The sequence below is a fragment of the Methylobacterium sp. E-041 genome, assembly GCF_022829665.1.
Lineage (GTDB): Bacteria > Pseudomonadota > Alphaproteobacteria > Rhizobiales > Beijerinckiaceae > Methylobacterium.
Genome location: NZ_JAKSYQ010000181.1, coordinates 32,471 through 55,027 on the forward strand (window position 1 = coordinate 32,471; position 22,557 = coordinate 55,027).

Genomic DNA, 22,557 nt, shown 5'->3' on the forward strand with positions numbered 1-22,557 from the left:
CGATCGGAGACGAGCGCCGCCCCGATCGGGGGCGGACCGTCCCGGCTCACTCGGCGGCTTCGGCCTCGGCTGTGTCCGCCTGGCCATGGCCGAGCTTGGCCACCGTCCGCACGATCGCGAGCACGTCGCGGCGCATCTGGTCGTTCTCGATCAGCGCGTAGGCCCGCAGCAGCTCGATCGCGCCGTGGGCGCTGAGGAAGCCGAACACGTCCTCCTTCGGCGCCGCGCCCTCTTCCTTCTCCTCGAAGAAGGCTGAGACCGGAACCTCGAGCAGGCGCGCGATCTCGCGCAGGCGCCCCGCGCCGACGCGGTTCTGCCCCTTCTCGTACTTCTGGACCTGCTGGAAGGTGACGCCCACCGCCGTCCCGAGGGCCGTCTGGCTCAGCCCTCGCGCCTTGCGGAGCGCGGTGATGCGGAGACCGACGAGGCGGTCGACATCGGTGGTCTGTTTGGGCATCATCGTCAGACACAATCCCATTTCGCGGTCGCGACCGGGTGGGTGACCGTCATCCTCGGACGGTCGACACGCCGACCGGGAGATTGACAGCCGGTTGCGGAGGCCGCCACCTACCTCGCGCCCGTCACGGTGCCGTGCCAACGTCTTGTCAGAGCGAAGGGATAGCCACCTGAGCGCCTCAACTGAAGACAACTAGGACACGAAATAAATCTGAATGCAAGCTTAGATCGATCAGATCGAGGCCTTGTCACGACGTTTGCGCTGCGACGCTACGAGCCTGCGCTAAAACTATAGTATGTTGGTTCGACAGGTGGCGTCGGCCTACCGAAGCGGTCCTCGGTACGAATTACGCAGATTCGGGCGTTGGAATCAGGGTGGTGGCGAGATCCCACCACATCATGGAGACATCGATGTTCATTGCGATGAATCGTTTCAAAGTGGTTAAGGAATCGACAACGGATTTCGAGCAGGTCTGGCTCGGCCGCGACAGTCATCTCGGCGAGATGCCGGGCTTCGTCGAGTTTCATCTTCTGCGCGGACCCGAGGCGGAAGATCACGTGCTCTACGCCTCGCACACGATCTGGCGCTCGAAGGCCGATTTCGAGGCCTGGACCCGCTCCGAGCAGTTCCGCAAGGCGCACGGCCGCGTGCCGACGACGAAGCCGCTCTATCTCGGCCACCCGCAATTCGAGGGCTTCGAGACGATCCAGACCGTCGGCGGGGCGAGTGGCGACGTCGCAGCGGCCTGATCACACGGCCTCGGCGTCCCGAAGGCGGGACGGCCGAGGTTCCTCCATCCCGGCCGCCGGCTCGGCTCCTCCGGCGTGATGCGAGCGGGGCGCGATCGGCGCTCCCGCGTCGAAAACGGTTCCGGCACGCTCGAAGCCGAAGCGCGGCGGGCCGCCGACGCATGGACGCCAAAGCGCGTCTTCGGCACGCATCGCTGCGTCCGGCCGCGTCGGCACGAGGGGCGCGCCTTCGACCCGCACCGGAACCGCCATCACTCGAACGTGAAGCTTGACCGTGAAGCCGTCGGGTCCGTGACGGCGTAGGACGGCCGCTGCGATTCGATTGCGCGTGATCGACGCGATCCTGACGAAACCGTCTCTCAGTAGTTTGCTCGCGTTGCGAGGCGCTGGTCGGACCCTTAAGGCCGAGTCATCTCGCGCAAGGTGACGGGTGTCGTGATCGCGGCCCTACGCTTGCTCCATAGTCCAAGAGTGCTCTTCTCGACGCGCGATTTGTGTCGTTTCGGGACACCGTCCGGTTCAGTTCGGAACATGGCGCGCCAGATGTTTCAAGATCGCCTGCCTGAGACTTTCCAGCCGCTGCCGACTTCGGCGGAGCGACGGCGCAATGTATGGACGGCGCTGCTCCCGCGTCGGAGCCGCGGCGCGTTCCGCATCGGCATCTCGGCCTCGGTGGCGATGACCGACATCCTGTCGATCGTCATCACGACGATGGTGGTCGAATACGGCTATTTCTTCCTTCTGAACGGCGAGATGATGCCGTTCTCGGCGAGCTGGGGCCTGCAGCTCTCCGGTCTGCTGGCGATCGTCATCGTCGCGACGTCCGCCCTGCGCGAGGAATACGCGATCGAGGCGATGCTGGCGCAGAAGGCGTCGCTGCAGAAGAGCGCGGCCCGGTGGGTCGTCGCCTGGGCTGCGGCGCTCGTGGTCGGCTTCATCACCAAGACGACGAACGAGGTCTCGCGCGTCGTCGCCCTCACCGTCTTCGTCTCGGGCCTGCCGGTCTTGATGCTGGCGCATGCGGCGATGATCGGGCTCGTGCGCCGCAGCGTGACGCCGGCGTCCGCCTCGGTGAGCCGCGTCCACCTCGTCGGCTTCGAGGACGACATCGCCCGCTTCTATGCCAGCAACGAGGCCGATTCGCTCGGCCTGCGCGTCGTCGGCACCAGCTATCTCCGCCGGGTCGACGCCCGCGCGGACGAGGCCACCCGCCATGCGCAGATGTCGGAGGATCTCGACCTCGCGGTCTCCGTGGTGCGGTTCCTGCGCCCCGACGACGTCTTCATCCTCGTGCCCTGGGCCGACACCGCCGAGGTGGAGCGCTGCATCGACGCGTTCCTTCGGGTGCCGGCGGCGCTGCACCTGCGCCCGGGTTCCGTGCTCGACCGCTTCCCCGACATGCAGGTGTCCCGGGTCGGCCGCCTCTCAGGCATCAACATCGGCCGCCGTCCGCTGAGCATGGCCGAGGTGCTGCTGAAGCGCCTCCTCGACGTGACGCTCGCCACGATCGCCCTCGTCGCGCTGAGCCCGCTGCTCGCGGCCATCGCCGTGGCGATCAAGCTCGACAGCCCCGGCCCGGTGTTCTTCCGGCAGAAGCGCTACGGCTTCAATCAGCAACCCTTCGGCGTGTTCAAGTTCCGCAGCATGAAGGCCGAGGCGGAGGCGGTGTTCAAGCAGGCCTCGCGCAACGATTCGCGCATCACGCGCATCGGTGCCTTCCTGCGCCGGTCCAACCTCGACGAGCTGCCGCAGATCCTGAACGTGCTGAAAGGCGAGATGTCGCTCGTCGGGCCGCGCCCGCACGCGCTCGCGCACGACCGCAGCTTCGAGCGACGCATCGCCCTCTACGCGCGCCGACACAACGTCCGCCCTGGCATCACCGGCTGGGCGCAGGTCAACGGCCTGCGCGGCGAGACCCTGACCGACCTCGACATGGAACGCCGGGTCAACCACGACCTGCACTACATCGACAACTGGTCAATCTGGTTCGACATCCAGATCATGTTCCAGACGGTGTTCTCGCGCCGCGCCTATCGCAACGCGTTCTGAGCCGGAGATCCGCGAGCGGCGTCCCGGGATCAGTGGGCGCCGTCGGCCTGCCGCCCGTGGCAAGCGCCGCACTCGCCCTCGACCTCGAGGATCCGGCTCGCCGGGCGGAACCCCGCCCGCTCAAGGGTGCGCCCGAGCCCGGCCTCGATCTCGGGCGAGGTGGTCTCGTCGATGCCGCCGCAGCTCCGACAGATCAGGAACACCAGCCCCTCCCCCGCGCCGTGCTCGTGCGCGCAGGACACGAACGCGTTGCGGCTGGCGATGCGGTGGACGAGGCCGTTCTCGGTCAGGAAGTCGAGCGCGCGGTAGACCGAGACGGCGGCCACCCGGCGATCCGGCCCGCTCAGGCGCTCGGCGATGTCGTAGGCACCCATCGGCTTGCCCGTCTCCGCGACGGCCTGCAGCACGTCGTGCCGCAGCTTGGTGAAGTGCAGGCTCCTGTCGCGGCAGAGCTTCGCGGCACGCGCCATCGTCGCGGCGGCGTGCTCCGCGCCGCACGCCTCCCCTTCGTGCCCGACGTGATCGTGCATCCCGATCCTTGCGGCCGGGGCGCCCCGATTGAACGCCGCCGGTGTTACAGTGTATCACCACGGATTATAGGCCGCGCCACCGGTCCGGGCAACGGATCGGCCTTCGGCGCTCGCGCACCCTCGACGAAGATCGTCCCCTTGAGACCCAGATCCCGCACGCCGGCTTCCTCGGCCGCATCGCTGTTCCAGAGCGGCCTGGCGTTCCACCTCGGCCTCGCCGCCGCGCTTGCCGCGCCGCTCTGGCTGGCGATCGCCTGGACGCTGGGCGCGTGACCGCGCGCACGCCCGTGGCCGCCGGCGACATCCGCCTCGACGGACTGACGCTCGGCTACGACCGGCATCCGGCGGTGCACCACCTCGACGGCACCATCCGCCGCGGCGACCTGCTGGCGCTGGTCGGCCCGAACGGCGCCGGCAAGTCGACCCTGCTGAAAGGGCTGATCGGCGAGATCCCCAGCCTCGACGGGCAGATCCACCGCGGCATGCCGGCCCGCACGCTGGCCTACCTGCCGCAGGCCGACGAGATCGACCGCAGCTTCCCCCTGAGCGTCCTCGATCTCGCCAGCATGGGCCTGTGGCGCCGATCCGGCGCCTGGCGGAGCCTGCTCGGGCATCGAGGCGCCGTGCTGAAGGCGCTCGACGCCGTCGGGCTGTCCGGCTTCGAGGTGCGGCCGATCGGCACCCTCTCGGGCGGCCAGTTCCAGCGCGCGCTGTTCGCACGCCTGATCCTCCAGGACGCGCAGGTGCTCCTGCTCGACGAGCCGTTCACCGGAGTCGACGCGCGCACCACCGCCGACCTGATCGCGCTGATCCGCACGTGGCACGGCGAGGGCCGGACTATCGTCGCGGCGCTGCACGACCTGGCGCAGGTCCGTGCGTACTTCCCGAAGACGCTCCTGCTCGCGCGGGAGCCGGTCGCCTGGGGCGCGACGGCCTCGGTGCTGTCGCCGCAGAACCTCGCCCGCGCCACCCGCCTGTCCGAGGCCTGGGACGAGGACGCCGCCATCTGCGCCCACGACCATGCCCAAGTCGCCCCGGCACCCGACGGGTCCGGGCACGACGATGGGCACGATCACACGCACGGGCATCGCCATCGCCCGGCCCCACCCGAGCAGCACGAGACCGCGGCGTGATCGATCCCTTCGCGCCGTTCGTCGAGTTCGGCTTCATGCGCCGGGCGTTGGTCGGCTGCCTCGCGCTGTCGATCTCGGCGCCGCCGGTCGGCGTGTTCCTGATGCTCCGACGCATGAGCCTGATGAGCGAGGCGATGAGCCATGCCATCCTGCCCGGCGCCGCCGTCGGCTTCCTGGTGGCGGGCCTGTCGCTGCCGGCGATGACGCTGGGCGGGCTCGTCGCGGGGCTCGCGGTCGCCCTGCTCGCCGGCCTCGTCACCCGCTCGACCGTGATCCGCGAGGATGCGAGTCTGGCCGCGTTCTACCTGATCTCGCTCGCCGCCGGCGTGCTGCTGGTGTCGATGCGCGGCTCGCAGATCGACCTGCTGCACATCCTGTTCGGCACGGTGCTGGCGCTCGACGACCCGGCGTTGCTGCTGCTCGGTGGCATCGCGACGGCGACCCTGTTCGGCCTCGCGCTGATCTACCGCCCGCTGGTGATGGAATGCGTCGACCCGCTGTTCCTGCGCACGGTGAGCCGCAGCGGCGGCCCGGTGCACTACGCCTTCCTCGGCCTCGTGGTGATGAACCTCGTCGGCGGGTTCCAGGCGCTCGGCACCCTGCTCGCGGTCGGGCTGATGCTGCTTCCGGCGATCGCCGCCCGGTTCTGGGCGCGCGGGCTCGGCACGCTGATCCCGGCCTCGATGCTGATCGCGGTGGTGGCGAGCTTCTCGGGCCTGAGCCTGTCCTACCATCTCGACCTGCCGACCGGGCCGGCGATCGTGCTGGCGGCCGGCGCGCTCTATCTCGTGTCGATGCTGGCGGGCCCGCGCGGAGGGCTGCTCTACCGCTTGGTGAAGCCGCGGCATCTCGAGGCGTGAGCCGGAGCCGCACGATCGCGGTTCAGAGGTGGAACAGGCTCATGATCCCGGCGACGATCGCGTAGGCGAAGCCGGCATTGAGCAGCACGCCCAGGCTCCCGATCCCGAGACCGACCAGCACCAGGATGCCGTCGCGCTCGACCAGCCCGAGGCCGACGAGGCAGACGGCGAGCCCGAGCGGGATCTGGCCGATCACCGGCGCGGCGACGATCAGCGCCAGCGACAGCGTCAGCAGGGCGATGCCCATGCCGCGCATGCCGAGCGCCGTCTCGAACACGCTGAGCCTTGGCCGCGACCAGCGCTCCAGCCGCCGCAGCACCGGCACGGCGCGCTTGACGGCCCGCTCGACGTCCTTCCGGGCGACCGACCGTCCTAGCAGCGCCTTCGGCAGCCAGGGCGACGACTTGCCGATCGCGATCTGCACGGCGACGAGCAGCAGCAGCAGGCCGCAGACCAGGGGGATCGGCGGCGGCATCGGCAGGCAATTCGGCAGGCCGAGCAGCACCACGAGCAGCGCGAAGGCACGGTCCCGCAGCACCGCGACGATGTCGCCGACGGTCAGGCGGTCTCCCTCTTGGCTGGCGAGAACCGTGAGGACGTCGGACGTTCGGGCACCGGAATACAAAACGTGGCCGCAGGTTGCTGTCCCGGCGCGGGCTCTAGCCGAGTTCGGCACCGCCGCCAAGCATGAGCCTCGCCCCCTCCCCGGCGGCGCACCGTCCGCGGGAAACCGACAAGCCTGGAAGCTTCAGAAAGGACATATTTCCTTCAGGTTGACTGGGCGCTTTATGCGTAACTTAAAGTTACATACTCAGAGTTGCGGTTGATTGTTTCACGGCCGAATGGTGGAAAAATCGACGACCGTCTTTGAAACTGTCGCGACATCTCTCCTGAATCGCCCCATGTTGCGAGCCTTCGAGATATAAGATTTTCATCTTGTATTAGGAGTCATCGGCTTGGCACGGCTCGCGTCCCCGCACCGAAGGCGCCGTCTCGCGGCGGCGGTGGCGTGCCTGCTCTGCACCGTTCCAGCCGCATCCCCCACGGCTCGGGCCGGCGATCTCGACACCCTGCTGTTCGGCAGCCTGGATGCCGGCGCCGCGAATTTCCTGTCCATCGGCGCCAAGATCGCGCTGGACAAGCTCGACCGGCCGGGTTTCGTCGCGCTCGCCAGCCTCGGCGGCGGGCGCCGCAACGAGATGGCGTGCGGCTGCGATTCGTGGGGCAGCGCTCGCCTGTCGCGCTACACCGTGCTCGGCGCGGCGCTGGCGGGCTATCAGTGGTTCCCGGATTGGGGCGTCGTCGCGCTCTATGCCGGGCCGGAGGGTGCGTACGAAGCCCTGACGGACGGGCGCAGCGTGGCGACGCTTCCGATGCGTTGGGGCCTTCGCCTGCACGGCGAGGTCTGGGCGCGCCCGACCGACGAGAGCCTGGTTGAGGCGACCCTGGTCCTGGGCTCGGCGCGCGATTCGGCTTGGTCTCGGATCGCCCTCGGCTATCGCGCCTGGGGCTTCTACCTCGGCCCCGAAGTCAGCCTCTACGCCGACCGGACCGGCTATACGAAGTGGAATTTCGGCGCCCACTCCACCGATTTCTCAGTCGGCAGCTACAGTTTTCGCGTGTCGGGCGGCGTACAGGTCGAGAGTACCGAAAGGCGGCCGAGCCCGTACCTCGCGTTGTCGGTCTGGACGCCGTGGTGAGCGATGCTCGACCCATCCGCGGCTGGCCGAACCATGCTACGATTGCCAGCAGCAGACGCAGCGGAAACGCGACGTCGTTCGGTTGGTGATCGTATGGACGCAATCAGCATCTTCGACGCAGAAAGTTCGCTCGGCTCACTTCTCGATGCGCTCGAGGCTGGCCAGGACGTGCTCGTCCTGCGCGATGGCAAACCCGTCGCACGGCTCGTCCCGCCGACCCGTGAGGATACCACGGCCCTGACGGTTGGCGGGCTGCGCGCGTTGCGCGATCGCATCGCCGCCCGCGGTGAAACGTTCAGCCCAGAGGAGATAGAGATTTTTCGTAGCGAAGACCGCCGGTGAGCCTCTGCATCCTAGATGCGTCGATGGCCCTCGCTTGGGTCCTGCCGATCGAGAGCGATGCGAGCGATATTCTCGAACAGGTCGCGGCAAAAGGTGCGATCGTGCCTGGCCTCTGGGCTCTCGAGGTCGGGCACGTCCTTCTTACGGCTGAGCGGAAGCGCCGCATCGTAACGGCAGAGAGGACTCAGGCTCTCGAGCTTCTCGCAGCCCTACCGATCTTGATCGATACCGAGACCGCGCGACATGCCTGGTCGGCGACGATGACGCTCGCCGCCAAGCACGGGCTCTCGCTGTACGATGCGAGCTATCTCGAATTGGCGATTCGGTGTTCACGCCCCCTCGCCTCGCGCGATGCGAAGCTCCTTCGCGCCGCGTCCGCCTGCAGCGTTCCAGTTATCGTTTAATCTCGCCCGCCGGCGCATCGGCGCTCAGCCCATCGAGGAACGACGCCGCGTCCGCCGCGATCTCGGCCTTGCGCGCGGGCGGCATCGCGGCGAGCGTGCGATAGGGCATCGACAGGCGCGGGTTGCCTTCGAGGCGGTCGGCGTTGGCGATAAGGAAGTTCCAGTACAGGTAGTTGAACGGGCAGGCGTCCGGGCCGGCCTTCTTCGCGACGTCGTAGCGGCAGGCGGCGCAGTAATCGGACATCCGGTTGATGTAGGCACCGGAGGCCGCGTACGGCTTCGATCCCATCACGCCGCCATCGGCCCACAGCACCATGCCGTGCACGTTCGGCAGCTCGACCCACTCGTAGGCGTCGGCGAAGACGATCAGGTACCATTCCTCGACCTGCGCCGGCGAAAGCCCCGCGAGCAGAGCGAAGTTGCCGGTGACCATCAGGCGCTGGATGTGGTGGGCATAGGCATGGGCCCGCGTCTCGGCGACGACCTGCGCGAGGCAGTTCATTTCCGTCTCGCCCGACCAGTAGAACCACGGCAGGTCGCGCCACGCGTCGAGGGCGTTGGTCTCGGCATAAGCCGGCATCCGCGCCCAGTAGAGGCCGCGCACGTATTCGCGCCAGCCGAGGATCTGGCGGATGAAGCCCTCGACGCAGTGCAGCGGGGCCGCGCCCTCGCGATAGGCGCGCTCGGCGGCGCGGCAGACTTCCTCCGCGGTGAGCAGGCCGGCATTGAGCGGCGGCGAGATCAGCGCGTGGTAGAGGAACGGCGCGCCGGTCTTCATCGCGTCCTGGTAGTCGCCGAAGGTCGGCAGGCCGTCGGCGATGAAGTGCTTCAGGGCCTCGAGCGCGTCGCGGCGGGTCACCGGCCAGCCGAAGCCGTCGAGGTCGCCGAAATGCCCGGCGAACGCGCGGGCGACGAGGTCGAGCACCGCGCGCGTCGTCGCGTCCGGCTCGAAGCGCAGGCGGCTTGGGACGGCATGGCCCCGCGGCAGCTTCTTGCGGTTGTCGGCGTCGAAGTTCCACTGGCCGCCGACGGGATCCTTGCCGTCCATCAGCAGGCCGGTGCGGCGGCGCATGCCGCGGTAGAACGTTTCCATGCGCAGCGCCCGGCGGTCCCCGGCCCAGTCGGCGAAATCGCGGCGCGGGCACAGGAAACGGTTGTCGTCGCGGATCTCGACCGGGACGGCGAGGTCGTCGCGCCACGCCTGCATCATCGACCAGACCCGCCATTCGCCGGGTTCGGTCACGACGACACGGTCCGGCGCATGCCGGGCCACCGCGCGCGCGAGCTCGCCGGTGAAGCTGCCGCTGTTGCCGGGATCGTCGAGGCGGACGTAATCCACCGTGACGCCCTCGGCTTCGAGCTCCGCCGCGAAGTGGCGCATGGCCGAGAACAGGAAGGCGATCTTCTGCTTGTGATGGCGGACGTAGGTCGCCTCCGCCATCACCTCGACGATGAGCACCACGTCGGGCGCATCGAGATCGACGAGGCTAGACACGCGCCGGTTGAGTTGGTCGCCCAGCACGAACCGCAGGGTCTTCCGCCCCCCGGTGTTCCGCGTTGCCAAGCGCCTCAGCCCTTGGTGCGCAGCATCGAGCGGCCGCCGTCGGCGCCGATGATCTGCCCGGTGATCCAGCCGGCCTCGGCCGAGACGAGGAAGGCGGCGAGCCCCGCGATGTCCTCCGGCGTGCCGAGGCGCTGCAGGGCATGCATCGCGGCGATGCCCTGGGCCAGGGTGGCGTTGCCGGTGATCGCGGCGGCGAGCGGCGTCCGGGTCAGCGAGGGTGCCACCACGTTGATGCGTACGTGCGGCGCGAGCTCGGCCGCCAGCGACAGGGCGAGGCCTTCGACCGCCCCCTTCGCCATGGCGACCGAGGCGTGGGCCGGAAACCCCTGCGCCACCGCGACGGTGGAGAACAGGACGACGCCCGCGCCCGCCTCGCCGGCACCGGCCTTCAGCGCGCCGGCCGCTGCCTGGATCGCCGAGAAGGCGCCGAGCGCGTTGACCCGGAAATCGGTCTCGGCGTTCGTCCGGGTCAGGCGGGCGAGCGGCCGCAGGTTGATGGTGCCGACCGCGTAGACGAGGCCGGCGAGGCGATCGCCTGCCTCCGCGGTGGCCTGAGCGAAGAAGTCGGCGTCGGCGACGTCGCCGGCCGTCACGGTGGTCTCGCCGAGTTCGGCCGCCGCGGCTTCGAGCCGGCCGCGGTCGCGCGCCGCGAGGTGGAGGCCGTAGCCGCGGTGGCGCAGCGCCTCCGCCGTCGCCCGGCCGATGCCGCCCGTGCCGCCGTAGATCAGAACCCGTTGCATGCTCGCCCCCGTCGCCGCCGAACGCCCCTTGCCGGCGGAGACGGTTCGACAAGATGAAGCTAAGGCGTCGTGGAGGACGGAGGAGTCGGTCGAGGCCGGCGCAGCCGTTCCACATGGTCGCATCCCATCAAGACCGCCGGAGAATCCAGGTTCATGAAGTTCGCCTTCGCCGGCATCGATTTCCTCGGCGGCGTGTTCGAGGGCCTGATCGAGGCCGGCTGGACCCCGATCAAGCTGTTCACCCGCCCCTGCGACGGGCTCTACGATCACAACGACGTGGTGGTGGCGCGCGCCCGTCAGCTGCGCCTGCCGATCCAGCTCTCGCGGCTGAAGGCCCAGGATCTCGACGCGCTGAACGCCGCCCACGGCCGCGACTGGGCGCTCGTCGTGGCGGGCTATCCCTGGCTGATCACCGGATGGCGCACCCGCGCGGCCTTCGGCCTCAACATCCACCCCTCGCCGCTGCCGACCGGGCGCGGCCCCTACCCGCTGTTCCGGGCGGTGGAGGAGGCCTACGAGACCTGGGGCGTCACCGCACACGTGCTCGCCGAGGAGGCCTTCGACACCGGCGACATCCTCGCGCAGGACCTGTTCCCGCTCGACGCCCAGGAAGACCACGAGACGTTGCTGGCCAAGTGCCAGATGGCGGCGCGGCGGCTCGCGACCGGGCCGATCGGCCGCGATTTGCCGGCGCGGTGGCGGCGGCCCGAGCCGCAGGGCGACGGCTCGTACTGGGCGCGCGCGAGCGACGTCGACCGCACCCTCGACTTCCGCGCCGACGTCGCCGCGATCCTGCGTCGGATCCGCGCTTTCGGATCGATCGAGACGCTGGCGCGGCTCGGCGACGCTCGCGTCTACGTCGCGCAGGCCGGCGGCTGGCGCGAGGCGCACAAGCATCTGCCCGGCACCGTCGTCCATCGCCACAGGCGCCACGTCGTGGTCGCGGCCCGCGACGGCTACATCCAGATCACGCGGTGGTCGCCGGTGGGGCTGGCCGAAGCCGGACAGATCGGGCGCTGACCGGATGTCCAGGCGAAGCGGGGGCGATTCCGTAAACAAGAGTTCGGGCCGGACATCGGGGAAGATGATCCGCAAGGGCGACCTGTCGACCAAGCTGTGCGCGCAGTGCGGGCGGCCGTTCGCCTGGCGGAAGAAGTGGGAGCGGGTCTGGGATGAGGTACGGTTCTGCTCGGATCGCTGCCGAAGCGAGGCGAAGAAGGCCTGAGCCTTCAGAGCCGAGCCAGCATCTCCGGCGTGTCGACGTCGAGCGCGGTCCCGGGCTCTCCCGGAATTTCCAGGACGTCGGCGCGACCCTTCAGCAGCGGCCCGGCACCGTGATCGCCGGACAGGCTGGCGAGGGTGTCGCCGAGCACGCGCCGATCAAGCAGCACCGGGTTGCCGCGGCGCCCCGCGATCGTCGGCACCACGGCACTCGGAGCCGGCTTCGCGGCCCGGTAGGCGGCGGCGAGGCGATCGATCTGCGCCGGCGTCACCCGCGGCATGTCGCTGAGCAGGATCACCGCCGCATCGGTCTCGGCCGGCAGCGCGGCGAGTCCCGCCCGCAGCGAGGTCGAGAGGCCGGAACCGAACGCGGCGTTCTCGACGAAGACGAGGTCGAGATTGTGAAGGACGGCGCGCACGGCCACCGCATGGGCCCCGAGCACGACGACGACCGGACGGGCCCTGGACGCGAGGGCGGCTTCCGCGGCGTGGCGCACCAGCGGCGTCCCGTCGAGCCGCGCGAGCAGCTTCGGTTCGGCACCGAAGCGGGTGCCGCGCCCGGCGGCGAGCAGGACGGCACCGATTGCGATGTCAGGCATCGTCGGCCGCGCTCGGTTCGCCCGATCGCGGCTGCGGCCGCGAGACGATCTCCATCAGCAGTCCGCCGACACCGAGCGCGACGATGTCCGCGCGGGTGACGGGCAGGTCCGCGAGCAGGCGGTGCAACACCCAGTCGAACCCGTTCTCCTTGGGCGAGCGGGCGCAGCCCGGCGCGCCGATCACCGGAACGTCCCCCAGCGCTCCGAGCAGCAGCAGGTTCCCGGGATCGACCGGCATGCCGAAATGGATCACCGCGCCGCCCGCAGCCGCGATGCCGGCCGGGATCACGTCGCGGCGGTCTGCGATGGCCGAGGCGCCGAACACGATCGCCAGGTCGGCGCCGTCCTGCGCGGTCGCCGCGACCAGCGCCTCGGCGACCGCACCGGCCGCGTGCGGTACGCGACGGTCGGCGACGATCTCGGCGCCGGTCGGCGCGAGCCGATCCGCGAGGGCGGCCAGGGTCCGGTCGACGGTGGTCTCCTTCAGGCTCGGCAGCCGCGTCGAGACCACGCCGACCCGCCGGCGGCGATAGCGCGAGACCCGCAACGCGCCGGCCGGCGCGGCGGCGCACGCATGCGCCAGGACCGTACCCGGCACCGCGTAGGGGATGATCTTGATCGTCGCGACCATCTCGCCGGCCACCACGGGCTTGAACGGCGGCAGCGTCGCCGCGGTGATCGCCTCGTCGACGCCGTTGACCGCATCGATGCCAGCTCGATCGACGACCAGAACGCCGGGCCCGACCGCGAAGAGGTTGCAGCGTCCGGTGAACGGCGGCTCGCAGCGCAGGCCGGTCCCGGCGAGGTGCCGCGCCAGGGTCTCGGCGGCCTCGTCCTCGCCGACGTCGCCCGGCTCCAGGGAGACGGCCACCAGATCGCGCACGCCCTCGGCCGCGAGGCCTGCAATCGTTTCGGGCGAGATCGCCCGGCCCTTGCGCAGGGTCGCGCCGCCCGCCTTGATGGTGTGGGCGGCGATGAGGCCGAGCGCGGATCCGACCGGAACCGGCCCGAACTTCACGAAGCTGCCTCGCGCGGCGCCCGACGCAGGGCGGCGACGATCTGCGCCATCACCGACAGCGCGATCTCGGCCGGGCTGACCGCGCCGATGGCGAGCCCGATCGGGGCGCGGATGCGCGCCAGCTGGGCCTCGGAATAGCCGGCCTCGATCAGCCGGACCGCGCGCGCCGCGTGGGTTTTCCGCGAGCCGAGCGCGCCGATGTAGAAGCACTCCGCCGAGAGCGCGGCCTTCAACGCCGGATCGTCGATCTTGGGATCGTGGGTCAGCGCGGCGAGCGCGCAGTAGCGATCCAGCGGCGGCACAGCGCCGCCGAGGGCCGCGTCCGGCCAATCCGCCACCAGCGCGACGCCCGAAAACCGCTCGGGGCTGGCGAAGGCGGTGCGCGGGTCGATCACCGTCAGCGCGAGGTCGAGCGCGGCGGCCATCGGCACCAGGGCCTGGGTGATGTGCACGGCCCCGACCACGACGAGCCGGACCGGCGGCACCTGGACCGTCAGGAACAGCGTCCGGCCGTCCGCCTCGATGAGGCCGCTCCGGGCTGCGGCGAGGTGCCGACCGAGCGGTTCGGCGAGGGCGTCGGCGGCGATATCGGCCTCCCGAACCAGGCGCTGCGCGCCGTCGGCGATGTCGGTGACGAGGATCGCGGCGCGGCGGGCGGCACGCTCGACGTTGAGGCCTTCGAGGATGTCGGCGCGCATGTCAGTCGATCCGCTCGACGAAGATGCGGATGCGGCCGCCGCAGGAGAGGCCGACCCGCCACGCGGTCTCGTCGGCGACGCCGAACTCGATCACCCGCGGCTTGCCGTCGGCGATGGCGTCGGCGGCTTCCGTGATGACCGCGCCCTCCACGCAACCGCCGGAGACCGAGCCGAGAAAGTTGCCCTCGCCGTCGACGACGAGGTGGCTGCCGACCGGACGCGGCGCCGATCCCCAGGTTTCGATCACGGTCGCGAGCGCGACGTCGCGGCCGTCGCGTCGCCAGGACGCAGCGGTGTTCAGGATGTCGGCTTCGGTCGAGATCATCGGCGTGCCTCGAAGGCCGCGCGCGCCGGCCTCAGGATGGGGGAGCCCGGTCGCGGGCCGAGAGGTTCAGGTATGGCATCGTGGGCGGGGCGCAAGGCGCGCGCAACGGCGGCGTTGCACCGAACGCATGACGACCGACTTCGCGCGTCGGTGCAAACGCCGGCCGTCGCCGTGTCCAAGCGCTCAGCGCCCGCTGCGTCGGGTCGCCACGGTGGCGAGCGCGGCCAGGTCCTTGTCGCCGTCGCCGTGCGCGATCGCGTCGATGAGGTTGTCCCGCAGGACGCTCGCGAACGGCATCGGCACGTTCACCGCCGCCGCGGCGCCGAGGGCGAGGCCGATATCCTTGGCGCCGAGGCGGAGGCCGAAGCCCGGCGGCTCGTAGCGGTTCGCGGCGATCGACGCGCCGTAGCCCTTGTAGACCGGCGAGGCGAACAGCGTGCCGGTGAGCATGTCCAGAAGGTCGGCGCCGGCCACCCCGTGACCTTCGGCGAAGGCGGCGGCCTCGCCCATCGCCTCGATCGCCGAGACCAGCATGAAGTTGCCGGCGAGCTTCACGGCATTGGCCTGATGCGGCTCGGTGCCGAAGCGCCACGTCTTCGTGCCCATCGCGTCGAGGAGCGGGGCTGCGCGATCGATCGCGCCGGCATCGCCCGCGGCGATGATATTGAGGGCGCCCGCCGCGGCCGCGTCCGGCCGCCCGAACACAGGGGCGCCGACATAGGCGATGCCGGCGCGCGCATGGATCGCGGCCAGTTCCTGCGCCAAGGCGACGGAGATCGTGCTCATCGACAGGTGGATCGCCGGCCGGCCTGCGCTGTCGAGCAGCCCGCCCTCGACGATGACGGAGCGCAGCGCTGCGTCGTCCGACAGCATGGTGATCGCCGCGTCGCCCACGAACGCCTCGGCCGCGCTCGCCACCGGCGTCGCGCCGGAGATCCCGTGCGCAGCATCCGGGGTCCGGTTCCAGACGCGGACGGTGTGCCCGGCCTCAACCAGCTTGGCTGCCATGGCGCGCCCCATGCGCCCGAGCCCTATGAATCCGACGTCCATGCGCTTCCTGCCTTCCGATGCCCGTGCGGCCTCAACGCCGATCGCGCCGGTCCGATGCAAGGCTCGGCCGTTCATTCCGCCGCGGCGGCGATCCGGGTCTCGGCGGGTTCGGCCGGGATCGCGGCGGCCAGCGGCAGCTCGATCGCGGCGGAGAGGCCGCCTTCCGGGCGATTCGTCAGGGTGAGCCAGCCGTCATGCGCTTCGACGATGGCGAGCACGATCGACAGCCCGAGGCCGAAGCCGCTCGCGTCGTTGAGGTTGCGGGCCCGGTCGCCGCGCACGAACGGCTGCAGCATCGCGTCGCGTTCGGCATCGGGAATGCCGGGACCGGTGTCGCCGACCACGATGCGGACGCCCCGCGGCGTCTGCTCCATCGAGAGGCGCGCGCCGCCGCCGTACTTGACCGCGTTGTCGACGAGGTTGGTGATCGCCCGCTCAAGCTCGTCGGGCTTTCCGCGGACGAGCACGTGGCGGCTCTGCGTGACCACGACGTCGGCGCCGACGTCGCTGAACCCGTCGCAGACCGTCTGCACCACCGAGGCGAGGTCGATCAGCGTCCGGGCGCTCGACGCGCCGCCCTGGCCGTCGCGGACGAAGGACAGGGCCGCCTCGACGAGCGCGTTCATCTGGTCGAGATCGCGCAGCGTCATGATGCGGGTGTGGTCGTCGTCGATGAACTCCGCGCGCAGCCGCAGGCGGGTGATCGGTGTGCGCAGGTCGTGGCTGATCGCGGCCAGCATCTGCGTGCGGTCGTCGATCAGGCGTCGCACGCGGTTGCGCATCCGGTCGAGGGCGCGGGAGACCGCGATCACCTCCCGCGGGCCGGCCTCGGGCAGCGCCACGTGGTCGTCCCCGGTGCCGAAGGCCTCGGCGGCGCCGGCGAGCCGCGCCAGGGGCGCCGTCAGCGCCCGCGTCGCCCACACCGAGAGCAGCGCCAGCGTCAGGGCGAGGAAGATCACGGTGAAGATGATCGCGCCCTCGTGCGGCGGCCTGAGCGGGTCGTCGGGCAGGCTCGCCTGCAGCCGCGCACCGTTTGGCGTGACGATCCCGAGGCGGAGGTAGCCGTCGGCGCGCATCTCCGGCCCGCCGATCTCGACCACGGTCAGCGCCCGGCCGAAGCCGTTGCGCAGGCGGCGGACGACCGGGCGGTTGAGGCCTTCGCCCTCGGCAGCGGTCCCGGTCCAGGGTGCGATCTGAAGGTTCGGCACGCTGCGTGCCGCATTCGCCAGCAGGGCGTCGCGGTCCGGCACGGGAGCGTTGTCGAGGAGGCGGGCGACGATCGCGAGGCGCCCTGCCGCGACGCCGGGATGGTCGTCCGGCTTCCAGGGCTCGCGCAGGAGCACGAAGGCCGTGGTCGCGACCGCGTGCGCGACGACGATCGCGGCCACCACGAGCAGGGCGATCTGCCCGGCGACGCTGCGCGGGCGCAGGCGGCTCCGGATCCGGCCGAACCTCATGAGCGCGTCACCTCCGGCGTGAACAGGTAGCCGCCCGAGCGGATCGTGCGGATGATCTCGGGGTTGCGCGAATCGCGCTCGATCTTCTGGCGGATCCGGCTCACGAGCACGTCGATGCTGCGCTCGAACGGGCCGGCGCTGCGCCCCTGGGTCAGGTCGAGGAGCTGGTCGCGCGAGAGCACGCGGCCCGGGCGCAGGCACAGGGCGTGGAGCAGGTCGAACTCCGCGCCGGTGATCGAGATGCGAGCGCCCTCCGCGCTCAGCACCTGCCGCAGCGAGACGTCGAGCGTCCAACCGACGAAGTGCATCCGGCGCGCGCCCTCCTCCTCCGCCACCTCGTTGCCGGTGCGGCGCAGGACGGCGCGGATGCGGGCCAGCAGCTCGCGCGGGTTGAACGGCTTGGCGAGATAGTCGTCGGCGCCGATCTCGAGGCCGACGATGCGGTCGATCTCCTCGGCCTTGGCGGTGAGCATTAGGATCGGGATCGCCGAGCTCGCGCGCAGGCGCCGGCACAGGCTGAGGCCGTCCTCGCCCGGCAGCATCAGGTCGAGGACGATGAGGTCGACCCGGCCGTCGGCCAGCGCCCGGTCCATCTCCGCGCCGTCGCCGGCGAGGGTGACGCGGCAGGCGTTGCCGCGGAGGTAGCGCGCGACCAGGTTCGCGATCTCGCGGTCGTCCTCGACGATCAGGATATGCGGGCTGGCGGGCGCGTTCATCGGCGGTCGTCTTCGGTCGCGTCCCGACGGGACTTCGCGGCTCCTTATGGCCCGAGACGCGCGACAATCGAAGATGGCGGGCGGCGGCAAATTTGTAACGGCGTGTTTCCCATGCGCGTTTCGGTGTGCGGCATCTCGAGGACGCGAGACGTTGCGTCCGCGAAACCACGCGACAGCTTGCGGCGACGGCGATCAGTACCCGCGGGCTCTGTCCACACCCGCCGGCACCCGTCCGGTGCTGCGGAAGGCCGCCACGGCCCCGGCGACGATCGCGGCCGCCGAGGCTTCGTCGGTCGGCGCCGCGACGTGGGGCAGGACCGTGACGTTCGGGTAGTCCCAGGCCGGGTGGTCGCGGGGCAGCGGCTCCTGCGCGAACACGTCGAGCACCGCGTGCCCGACCCGTCCGTCATCGAGCGCTGGCCACAGGTCGGCCTCGACGAGGTGGGCGCCGCGGCCGAAGTTGATCACGCCGGCACCCGGCGCCAGCCGGGCGAAGCAGTCGCGATCGAGGATGCCGCGGGTCTCGGCGGTGAGCGGCAGCAGGTTGACGAGGTAGGCCGCGCCGTCCAGCGCCGTGCCGAGGCCGTCGCGGCCGGAATGTGCAATCAACCCGGGAATCGCGGTGCCCGATCGGCTCCAGCCGCGGACGGGAAAGCCGAGCCCGAGCAGCAGCTCGGCCGAGGCCCGCCCCATCTCGCCCATCCCGAGGATCGCGACCGGGCACGCGCCGGCCGCGCGGGCCGGGTGCTGGCGCCATTCGCGGCGGCGTTGCTGCGCGGCGTAGAGCGGGAGATCGCGGTGCAGCGCGAGCACGCAGGCCGCGACGGTCTCGGCCATCGTTCGCGCCAGCGTCGGATCGACGAGACGGACGACGGGGACCGGCGGCAGCGTCGCGTCCTGCAGCAGGCGCTCGACGCCGGCCCACAGGCTGTGCACCCAGGCGAGCGCCGGCAGTCCGGCCAGCGCTCCCGGAACCGGGTTGGCGACGATCGCGATCGCGACCGTCGAGCGATCGAACTCGTCGGCAGCCGTCACGATGCGCTCGCCCGGCATCGCGCGGGCGAGCGCGTCGCGCCAGATCGCCTCCTCGGCGGGCGATTGGCTGGTGGCGAGCAGGATGGGCTCAGGCATGAGGGCGCCTCGATCGGTCGACAGGGTTGCTGATAGCCTTGGCATCGGCTTCGAACGGGCCTCCGTGGCCATCGGCGCGGGGCTGCCTGCGGTTCGGCGCAGGGCTCGCGGCCTTTTCGGATCGGTTCTTCGCGCCAAATATCGGTTTCACTCCCTCGATCCGACCTGTGAGCGAAGAATGGCCAAGCCCGTCCATGCGATGATCCGCGTCCGCGACGAGGCGCGCTCGGTCGCCTATTACGAGGCGGCCTTCGGGCTCGCCATCTCCGACCGCTTCGACTTTCCCGATTTCACCCTTGTCTACATGCGCGCGCCGGATTCGCCCTTCGAGATCGAGCTGACGGTCAACAAGGACCGGACCGAGGCCTACGACCTCGGCGACGGCTACGGCCACGTCGCCGTCACCGTCGCGGATCTCGCCGCCGAGCACGCCCGCTTCACTCGCGAGGGGCTGCCGGCGACGGACATGAAGACGCTTAAGCACGGCGACACCGAGCTGGCGCGGTTCTTCTTCGCCACGGACCCCGACGGCTACAAGATCGAGGTGATCCAGCGCGGCGGCCGCTTCGCCTGACCCCGACACGAACCGACGAGACCATGACCCGCATGAACGGCCTGACCCGCATCGTCTGCCTCCGCCACGGCGAATCGACCTTCAACGCCGCCCACCGCGCGACCGGCCGCGATCCCGACCATCGCGACGCCCGCCTGACGCCGCGCGGCCGGGAGCAGGCGCGCGCGGCGCGGGCGGCGCTCTCCGAGATCCCGTTCGACCTTGTGGTGGTCTCGCCGCTGACCCGCGCGATCGAGACGACCGCGCTGGTCTTCGCCGACCATCCGGCCGAGCCGAAGCTCCTCGTCGAGGTGCTGCATCGGGAGTGCCAGGAGAGCAGCTGCGACGTCGGCCGGGTCGCCTCCGAGATCGCGGCGGAGTTCCCGCATCTGGACGTGGGGCACCTGCCCGAGGTGTGGTGGCACGCCGAGGAGGGGTCCGTTGTCGGCGGTCATCCGGTCGAGCCGCGGCACCTGTTCGACCAGCGCGTCGCCGGGTTTCGGGAATGGCTGCGCGCGCGGCCCGAGCGGACGATCGCAGTGGTCGGCCACGGCACGTTCTTCTTCCACCTCACCGGCGTCTGGCTCGACAACTGCGAGACTGTCGAACTCGATCTCGACGCGGCTTCCGCCGCCGCCTGACGCGAACGCGTGATCGCGGCTCAGGCGTGCGCGGCCGATCGGGCGGCGTCGAGGCGGTCGCGCGCGGCGAACAGGTCGATGTCGGGCGCCTGCCGCCCGATCCGCAGCGCGCCGTCGAGGATCACGGCCGCCCGCGCCCACGTGCCCGGGGCGAACGGCGCCGCCCCCTCGGCGATCTCGGCCGCGCTGCGCGGATCCTCCGCTGCGCGGATCGCCGCGCTTGCGGTGCGGGAGACCGCGGCCGCCAACGCTCCGGAGACCCAGGCGCGCTGACTCGATGCGGCCTGCGCCCGCGCTCCGCCGGCCCAGGCGGCCGAACGCGCGGCCGCCAGCGCCTCGTCGAGATCCGCCGCACCGGCGCAGCGGGTGGCGAGGGCGGCGGATCCGGCCCGCTCGAGCAGCGGCGGCAGAAGGCTGCGGATGCTTTCGAGGGCCAAAAAGGCCGTCCGCTCCGCCTCGACCGCCGGCGTGTCGGCGGAGCCGGACAGGCGCAGGACGAAGGCCATCAAGCGGTGGCGCTCGCCGTCCGGCATCGCGTCGTTGAGGCCGAGGGCGTAGGCCGCGAGCGGGCGCGAGAAGCAGGGCGGGCATTCGTCGCTCGACCGGATCGCGCGGTAGGGCAGCCCCGCGGCGACGAGGGCCGCCTCGTTGATGCAGGTGCCGCCGTCGGGTCCCGGAAACGGGTGCGAGCCCGAGAGCAGCCGCCAGTTCAGGATGTGGTCGAACCCTGCCATGCGGCGCCTCGCGTGCCGGGCTCCCTGCCCGGACCGGAGCGTGGCATGGCGGCGTGCCGTTGGCGAGGGGCGATCAGCCGCCGATGTCGAGCGCGAGGCCCGACAGCATCGCCAGCCCGAGCACCAGCACGAAGGCGCCGGCCAGCAGCTCGAGCGCGCCGATCGCCACGACGCCCGCGCGTCCGCGACCGCCGGCGATCCGCAGGGCGGCGCCCTTGGCGAAGACTGCGAGGCTCGCCAGCGCGCCGGTGGTGAGCGCCGTGCCGAGCGCCATGGCGAAGACCGCGAGGACGCCCGCAGCCAGCATGTTCTGCGCGGCGGCGAAGACCAGGATCAGCACCGCTCCGGCGCATGGCCGCGAACCGGCGGCGGCGACCACGCCGGCGCGCTCCCGCCAGGTGTCGAGCGTTTCGAGCGCCCGCGCGTCGGCGAGGCGGGCATGGCCGCATTCGGGGCCGCAGGCGGCGGGCGTGCCGAGGTCGGCGAGGCGCCCGGCCTTGCGCCACGTCACCGCCAGCCCGATCGCGGCGACGAGGGCGAAGCTGACGATCTCGATGGTGTTGCCGGCCCGCGTCATTCCGGCGGCGGTGGCGCCGAGCACGAGGCGGCCGGTCCCGACGATCGCGATCGCCACCAGCGCCTGCAGGATCGCGGCGGCGAAGCTCAAGCCGAAGCCGCGGCGCAAGGCCCGCTCGCCGGCGAACAGATAGCCGGCGATCACGGCCTTGCCGTGCCCGGGGCCGGCGGCGTGGAAGATGCCGTAGGCGAAGCCGAGCGTGACCAGCGGCATCCAGTCGCCGCCGCCCTTGATCGCGGCGAGCGCGGCCTGAAGGCTGCGCGAAAAGCTCGACTGGATCGCCAGGAGCCAGCCGCCGAGCCCGGTCGCCGACGGCGCGGCCTCGCGGAAGCCGATGCCGAAGGGCGAGCGCGGCGGCGGCGCGGAGAGACCGGGCGCCGCGAGCCAGACCAGGCCGGCGAGGATCAGGGCCGCGACCGCGACGGCGGCGGCGACCAGCATCAGCCGCAGCGGCCCGCGGCTTGCGTGCTGGACGGCGAGCGTGGCGCCTACGGACATGCGACGAGGATCCGGTTCGCGAACTGCACCCCGTAGCCGGAAGCGGCCGTCAGCGCCTCGAAGAACGCCTCGCTCATCCCGGGGGCGCCGGCCTCCGCCGTCTTGGGCTCGGGGGTCTTCGGCCGCGTCACCGTCGCCGCGCAGCCGCTCGGTGCGCCGACGAGCGTCGCTGCATCCGGCGCCTCGGACAGGCCGAAGGACACGAAGTAGGTCGGGTCGTAGACCTCGAGCGCGAGCACGCCGCGCCCCTGCGCGGGCGGCGTCTTCAGCGGCAGGCGGAAGCTCAGGGTGAGGGTGTCGCCCTCCATCGCCATCCGCGGCTCGACCGGGTCGGCGAAGGCCTGCTCCTTGCCGCCGACCTTCAGCTTGGTGAAGTAGCCGAACTCGGCGAGATTCCCGGTGTTCTCGGCGGCGAGGGTCTGAAGCTCGTCCGGCGTCAGCTTGCCGTCCTTGTTCGCGTCGAGCCCCTGGGTGACGAAGGCCGTGTAGGCGGCGTCGAACGTCCAGACGTGGCGCACCGCGACCACCTTGCCGCCCGCGTACCCAATCTCGGCCTTCGCGGTCACCCAGACGTGCGGGTGGGCCGCTGCGGGCGCGACGGCGGAGGCCAGCCATGCGGCGGCCAGTGCGGGACGAAGGATCGCGGCTGTCGGCTTCATGCGTTTGGGACGCTCGCGGCGCTGTGGTGAAGGATCCGTTAAGCGCGGGCCACCTTGTCCGCAGGCGCTGGGGCGAAAGCGAGGCGGAGCGCGACGCGGCCGATGCGCGGAGCGGTCGAGCGGGTGGCCCGAGGCATCGTCGTCATGGCCAT

28 protein-coding genes are annotated in these 22,557 nt (G+C 71.2%); 12 read left to right on the forward strand and 16 right to left on the reverse strand.

Annotation, left to right across the window (positions count from 1 at the left end; translation table 11 throughout):
* Window positions 1–46: 46 nt before the first annotated feature.
* Complete coding sequence (locus MKK70_RS17110; protein ID WP_147727032.1) at window positions 47–460, reverse strand: helix-turn-helix domain-containing protein; 414 nt, start codon at window positions 458–460, stop codon at window positions 47–49.
* A 407-nt stretch (window positions 461–867) separates the two neighbouring features.
* On the opposite strand from MKK70_RS17110, the gene MKK70_RS17115 reads away from it, so the two are divergent.
* Both MKK70_RS17115 and MKK70_RS17120 read left to right on the forward strand, forming a co-directional pair.
* Window positions 868–1,206: an antibiotic biosynthesis monooxygenase family protein gene (locus MKK70_RS17115; protein WP_147842240.1), complete on the forward strand. Its 339-nt coding sequence runs from the start codon at window positions 868–870 to the stop codon at window positions 1,204–1,206.
* A gap of 543 nt (window positions 1,207–1,749) precedes the next feature.
* On the forward strand, window positions 1,750–3,255 hold the full coding sequence (locus tag MKK70_RS17120) for an undecaprenyl-phosphate glucose phosphotransferase (protein ID WP_147842239.1): 1,506 nt from the start codon (window positions 1,750–1,752) through the stop codon (window positions 3,253–3,255).
* A 29-nt stretch (window positions 3,256–3,284) separates the two neighbouring features.
* Here the strand turns inward: MKK70_RS17120 and MKK70_RS17125 are convergent, their stop codons facing one another.
* On the reverse strand, window positions 3,285–3,785 hold the full coding sequence (locus tag MKK70_RS17125; protein ID WP_279596258.1) for a Fur family transcriptional regulator: 501 nt from the start codon (window positions 3,783–3,785) through the stop codon (window positions 3,285–3,287).
* Between the two features lie 138 nt (window positions 3,786–3,923).
* Between MKK70_RS17125 and MKK70_RS30670 the strand changes: the two genes are divergently transcribed.
* From MKK70_RS30670 to MKK70_RS17135, 3 genes are read left to right on the forward strand one after another with little or no spacing between them, the layout of a single operon-like run.
* Window positions 3,924–4,058 carry a hypothetical protein gene (locus MKK70_RS30670; RefSeq protein ID WP_279603691.1) on the forward strand — a complete coding sequence of 45 codons (135 nt, stop codon included), beginning with the start codon at window positions 3,924–3,926 and terminating at the stop codon, window positions 4,056–4,058.
* On the forward strand, window positions 4,055–4,918 hold the full coding sequence (locus MKK70_RS17130; RefSeq protein ID WP_243949087.1) for a metal ABC transporter ATP-binding protein: 864 nt from the start codon (window positions 4,055–4,057) through the stop codon (window positions 4,916–4,918). The genes MKK70_RS30670 and MKK70_RS17130 overlap by 4 nt, the downstream gene beginning before the upstream one ends.
* A gap of 35 nt (window positions 4,919–4,953) precedes the next feature.
* On the forward strand, window positions 4,954–5,778 hold the full coding sequence (locus MKK70_RS17135; protein WP_187274778.1) for a metal ABC transporter permease: 825 nt from the start codon (window positions 4,954–4,956) through the stop codon (window positions 5,776–5,778).
* Between the two features lie 22 nt (window positions 5,779–5,800).
* Here MKK70_RS17135 and MKK70_RS17140 read toward each other — a convergent pair whose 3' ends face one another.
* Entirely contained in the window at window positions 5,801–6,403 is a 603-nt protein-coding gene (locus MKK70_RS17140; protein WP_147727042.1) for an exopolysaccharide biosynthesis protein, read from the reverse strand.
* A 331-nt stretch (window positions 6,404–6,734) separates the two neighbouring features.
* Here MKK70_RS17140 and bcsS point away from each other — a divergent pair, with 331 nt between their 5' ends.
* The 3 genes from bcsS to MKK70_RS17155 all read left to right on the forward strand — a co-directional run bounded on the left by bcsS (window position 6,735) and on the right by MKK70_RS17155 (window position 8,224).
* Window positions 6,735–7,478, forward strand: coding sequence for a cellulose biosynthesis protein BcsS (gene bcsS, locus MKK70_RS17145; RefSeq protein WP_243949088.1), 744 nt, complete (start codon window positions 6,735–6,737; stop codon window positions 7,476–7,478).
* Window positions 7,479–7,571: 93 nt separating this feature from the next.
* On the forward strand, window positions 7,572–7,820 hold the full coding sequence (locus MKK70_RS17150) for a type II toxin-antitoxin system Phd/YefM family antitoxin (protein ID WP_243949089.1): 249 nt from the start codon (window positions 7,572–7,574) through the stop codon (window positions 7,818–7,820).
* Window positions 7,817–8,224: a type II toxin-antitoxin system VapC family toxin gene (locus tag MKK70_RS17155; protein ID WP_243949090.1), complete on the forward strand. Its 408-nt coding sequence runs from the start codon at window positions 7,817–7,819 to the stop codon at window positions 8,222–8,224. Before MKK70_RS17150 ends, MKK70_RS17155 begins: the two co-directional genes overlap by 4 nt.
* Here MKK70_RS17155 and MKK70_RS17160 read toward each other — a convergent pair.
* Entirely contained in the window at window positions 8,214–9,746 is a 1,533-nt protein-coding gene (locus MKK70_RS17160) for a cryptochrome/photolyase family protein (RefSeq protein ID WP_243949091.1), read from the reverse strand. The two genes, MKK70_RS17155 and MKK70_RS17160, sit on opposite strands and share 11 nt — an antisense overlap.
* A gap of 47 nt (window positions 9,747–9,793) precedes the next feature.
* Complete coding sequence (locus tag MKK70_RS17165) at window positions 9,794–10,528, reverse strand: SDR family NAD(P)-dependent oxidoreductase (RefSeq protein ID WP_243949092.1); 735 nt, start codon at window positions 10,526–10,528, stop codon at window positions 9,794–9,796.
* 153 nt (window positions 10,529–10,681) lie between these two features.
* Here MKK70_RS17165 and MKK70_RS17170 point away from each other — a divergent pair, with 153 nt between their 5' ends.
* On the forward strand, window positions 10,682–11,548 hold the full coding sequence (locus tag MKK70_RS17170; RefSeq protein ID WP_243949093.1) for a formyltransferase family protein: 867 nt from the start codon (window positions 10,682–10,684) through the stop codon (window positions 11,546–11,548).
* 64 nt (window positions 11,549–11,612) lie between these two features.
* A complete protein-coding gene (locus tag MKK70_RS17175) occupies window positions 11,613–11,753 on the forward strand; it encodes a DUF2256 domain-containing protein (protein ID WP_243949094.1) in 141 nt (46 codons plus the stop codon).
* A gap of 4 nt (window positions 11,754–11,757) precedes the next feature.
* On the opposite strand, the gene MKK70_RS17180 is transcribed toward MKK70_RS17175, so the two are convergent.
* From MKK70_RS17180 to MKK70_RS17215, 8 genes are all read right to left on the reverse strand, one after another.
* Window positions 11,758–12,348, reverse strand: coding sequence for an NTP transferase domain-containing protein (locus MKK70_RS17180; protein ID WP_243949096.1), 591 nt, complete (start codon window positions 12,346–12,348; stop codon window positions 11,758–11,760).
* Window positions 12,341–13,366: a molybdopterin-binding protein gene (locus MKK70_RS17185; protein WP_243949098.1), complete on the reverse strand. Its 1,026-nt coding sequence runs from the start codon at window positions 13,364–13,366 to the stop codon at window positions 12,341–12,343. The genes MKK70_RS17180 and MKK70_RS17185 overlap by 8 nt, the downstream gene beginning before the upstream one ends.
* The gene (locus tag MKK70_RS17190) at window positions 13,363–14,064 is read right to left on the reverse strand and encodes an XdhC family protein (protein ID WP_243949100.1); all 702 of its coding nucleotides are present in this window, start codon (window positions 14,062–14,064) and stop codon (window positions 13,363–13,365) included. Before MKK70_RS17190 ends, MKK70_RS17185 begins: the two co-directional genes overlap by 4 nt.
* A 1-nt stretch (window position 14,065) precedes the next feature.
* Entirely contained in the window at window positions 14,066–14,389 is a 324-nt protein-coding gene (locus MKK70_RS17195; protein WP_147728569.1) for an XdhC family protein, read from the reverse strand.
* Window positions 14,390–14,572: 183 nt separating this feature from the next.
* Entirely contained in the window at window positions 14,573–15,439 is an 867-nt protein-coding gene (locus tag MKK70_RS17200) for an NAD(P)-dependent oxidoreductase (RefSeq protein WP_243949102.1), read from the reverse strand.
* 71 nt (window positions 15,440–15,510) lie between these two features.
* The gene (locus MKK70_RS17205) at window positions 15,511–16,896 is read right to left on the reverse strand and encodes an ATP-binding protein (protein WP_243949104.1); all 1,386 of its coding nucleotides are present in this window, start codon (window positions 16,894–16,896) and stop codon (window positions 15,511–15,513) included.
* Window positions 16,893–17,612, reverse strand: a complete 720-nt coding sequence (locus MKK70_RS17210; RefSeq protein WP_147728697.1) for a response regulator — start codon at window positions 17,610–17,612, stop codon at window positions 16,893–16,895. The genes MKK70_RS17205 and MKK70_RS17210 overlap by 4 nt, the downstream gene beginning before the upstream one ends.
* A 192-nt stretch (window positions 17,613–17,804) precedes the next feature.
* Window positions 17,805–18,743 (reverse strand): 2-hydroxyacid dehydrogenase, encoded by a 939-nt coding sequence (locus tag MKK70_RS17215; RefSeq protein WP_243949106.1) that lies wholly within the window; start codon window positions 18,741–18,743, stop codon window positions 17,805–17,807.
* A gap of 178 nt (window positions 18,744–18,921) precedes the next feature.
* On the opposite strand from MKK70_RS17215, the gene MKK70_RS17220 reads away from it, so the two are divergent.
* Both MKK70_RS17220 and MKK70_RS17225 read left to right on the forward strand, forming a co-directional pair.
* Window positions 18,922–19,317: a VOC family protein gene (locus MKK70_RS17220; RefSeq protein ID WP_243949107.1), complete on the forward strand. Its 396-nt coding sequence runs from the start codon at window positions 18,922–18,924 to the stop codon at window positions 19,315–19,317.
* A gap of 32 nt (window positions 19,318–19,349) precedes the next feature.
* Window positions 19,350–19,937: a histidine phosphatase family protein gene (locus MKK70_RS17225; RefSeq protein WP_243949203.1), complete on the forward strand. Its 588-nt coding sequence runs from the start codon at window positions 19,350–19,352 to the stop codon at window positions 19,935–19,937.
* 20 nt (window positions 19,938–19,957) lie between these two features.
* Here the strand turns inward: MKK70_RS17225 and MKK70_RS17230 are convergent, their stop codons facing one another.
* The 3 genes from MKK70_RS17230 to MKK70_RS17240 all read right to left on the reverse strand — a co-directional run bounded on the left by MKK70_RS17230 (window position 19,958) and on the right by MKK70_RS17240 (window position 22,405).
* Entirely contained in the window at window positions 19,958–20,671 is a 714-nt protein-coding gene (locus tag MKK70_RS17230; RefSeq protein WP_243949108.1) for a hypothetical protein, read from the reverse strand.
* A gap of 73 nt (window positions 20,672–20,744) precedes the next feature.
* On the reverse strand, window positions 20,745–21,746 hold the full coding sequence (locus MKK70_RS17235; protein ID WP_243949110.1) for a nickel/cobalt transporter: 1,002 nt from the start codon (window positions 21,744–21,746) through the stop codon (window positions 20,745–20,747).
* Window positions 21,737–22,405: a DUF1007 family protein gene (locus MKK70_RS17240; RefSeq protein ID WP_147842258.1), complete on the reverse strand. Its 669-nt coding sequence runs from the start codon at window positions 22,403–22,405 to the stop codon at window positions 21,737–21,739. Before MKK70_RS17240 ends, MKK70_RS17235 begins: the two co-directional genes overlap by 10 nt.
* Window positions 22,406–22,557 lie beyond the last annotated feature (152 nt).

Coding starts and splice junctions, on each gene's coding strand:
- MKK70_RS17110 (WP_147727032.1), bottom strand. CDS start 460: ATGATGCCCAAACAGACCACCGATGTCGACCGCCTCGTCGGTCTCCGC.
- MKK70_RS17115 (WP_147842240.1), top strand. CDS start 868: ATGTTCATTGCGATGAATCGTTTCAAAGTGGTTAAGGAATCGACAACG.
- MKK70_RS17120 (WP_147842239.1), top strand. CDS start 1,750: ATGTTTCAAGATCGCCTGCCTGAGACTTTCCAGCCGCTGCCGACTTCG.
- MKK70_RS17125 (WP_279596258.1), bottom strand. CDS start 3,785: ATGCACGATCACGTCGGGCACGAAGGGGAGGCGTGCGGCGCGGAGCAC.
- MKK70_RS17135 (WP_187274778.1), top strand. CDS start 4,954: ATGCGCCGGGCGTTGGTCGGCTGCCTCGCGCTGTCGATCTCGGCGCCG.
- MKK70_RS17150 (WP_243949089.1), top strand. CDS start 7,572: ATGGACGCAATCAGCATCTTCGACGCAGAAAGTTCGCTCGGCTCACTT.
- MKK70_RS17165 (WP_243949092.1), bottom strand. CDS start 10,528: ATGCAACGGGTTCTGATCTACGGCGGCACGGGCGGCATCGGCCGGGCG.
- MKK70_RS17170 (WP_243949093.1), top strand. CDS start 10,682: ATGAAGTTCGCCTTCGCCGGCATCGATTTCCTCGGCGGCGTGTTCGAG.
- MKK70_RS17175 (WP_243949094.1), top strand. CDS start 11,613: ATGATCCGCAAGGGCGACCTGTCGACCAAGCTGTGCGCGCAGTGCGGG.
- MKK70_RS17180 (WP_243949096.1), bottom strand. CDS start 12,348: ATGCCTGACATCGCAATCGGTGCCGTCCTGCTCGCCGCCGGGCGCGGC.
- MKK70_RS17190 (WP_243949100.1), bottom strand. CDS start 14,064: ATGCGCGCCGACATCCTCGAAGGCCTCAACGTCGAGCGTGCCGCCCGC.
- MKK70_RS17195 (WP_147728569.1), bottom strand. CDS start 14,389: ATGATCTCGACCGAAGCCGACATCCTGAACACCGCTGCGTCCTGGCGA.
- MKK70_RS17200 (WP_243949102.1), bottom strand. CDS start 15,439: ATGGACGTCGGATTCATAGGGCTCGGGCGCATGGGGCGCGCCATGGCA.
- MKK70_RS17205 (WP_243949104.1), bottom strand. CDS start 16,896: ATGAGGTTCGGCCGGATCCGGAGCCGCCTGCGCCCGCGCAGCGTCGCC.
- MKK70_RS17210 (WP_147728697.1), bottom strand. CDS start 17,612: ATGAACGCGCCCGCCAGCCCGCATATCCTGATCGTCGAGGACGACCGC.
- MKK70_RS17215 (WP_243949106.1), bottom strand. CDS start 18,743: ATGCCTGAGCCCATCCTGCTCGCCACCAGCCAATCGCCCGCCGAGGAG.
- MKK70_RS17220 (WP_243949107.1), top strand. CDS start 18,922: ATGGCCAAGCCCGTCCATGCGATGATCCGCGTCCGCGACGAGGCGCGC.
- MKK70_RS17225 (WP_243949203.1), top strand. CDS start 19,350: ATGAACGGCCTGACCCGCATCGTCTGCCTCCGCCACGGCGAATCGACC.
- MKK70_RS17230 (WP_243949108.1), bottom strand. CDS start 20,671: ATGGCAGGGTTCGACCACATCCTGAACTGGCGGCTGCTCTCGGGCTCG.
- MKK70_RS17235 (WP_243949110.1), bottom strand. CDS start 21,746: ATGTCCGTAGGCGCCACGCTCGCCGTCCAGCACGCAAGCCGCGGGCCG.
- MKK70_RS17240 (WP_147842258.1), bottom strand. CDS start 22,405: ATGAAGCCGACAGCCGCGATCCTTCGTCCCGCACTGGCCGCCGCATGG.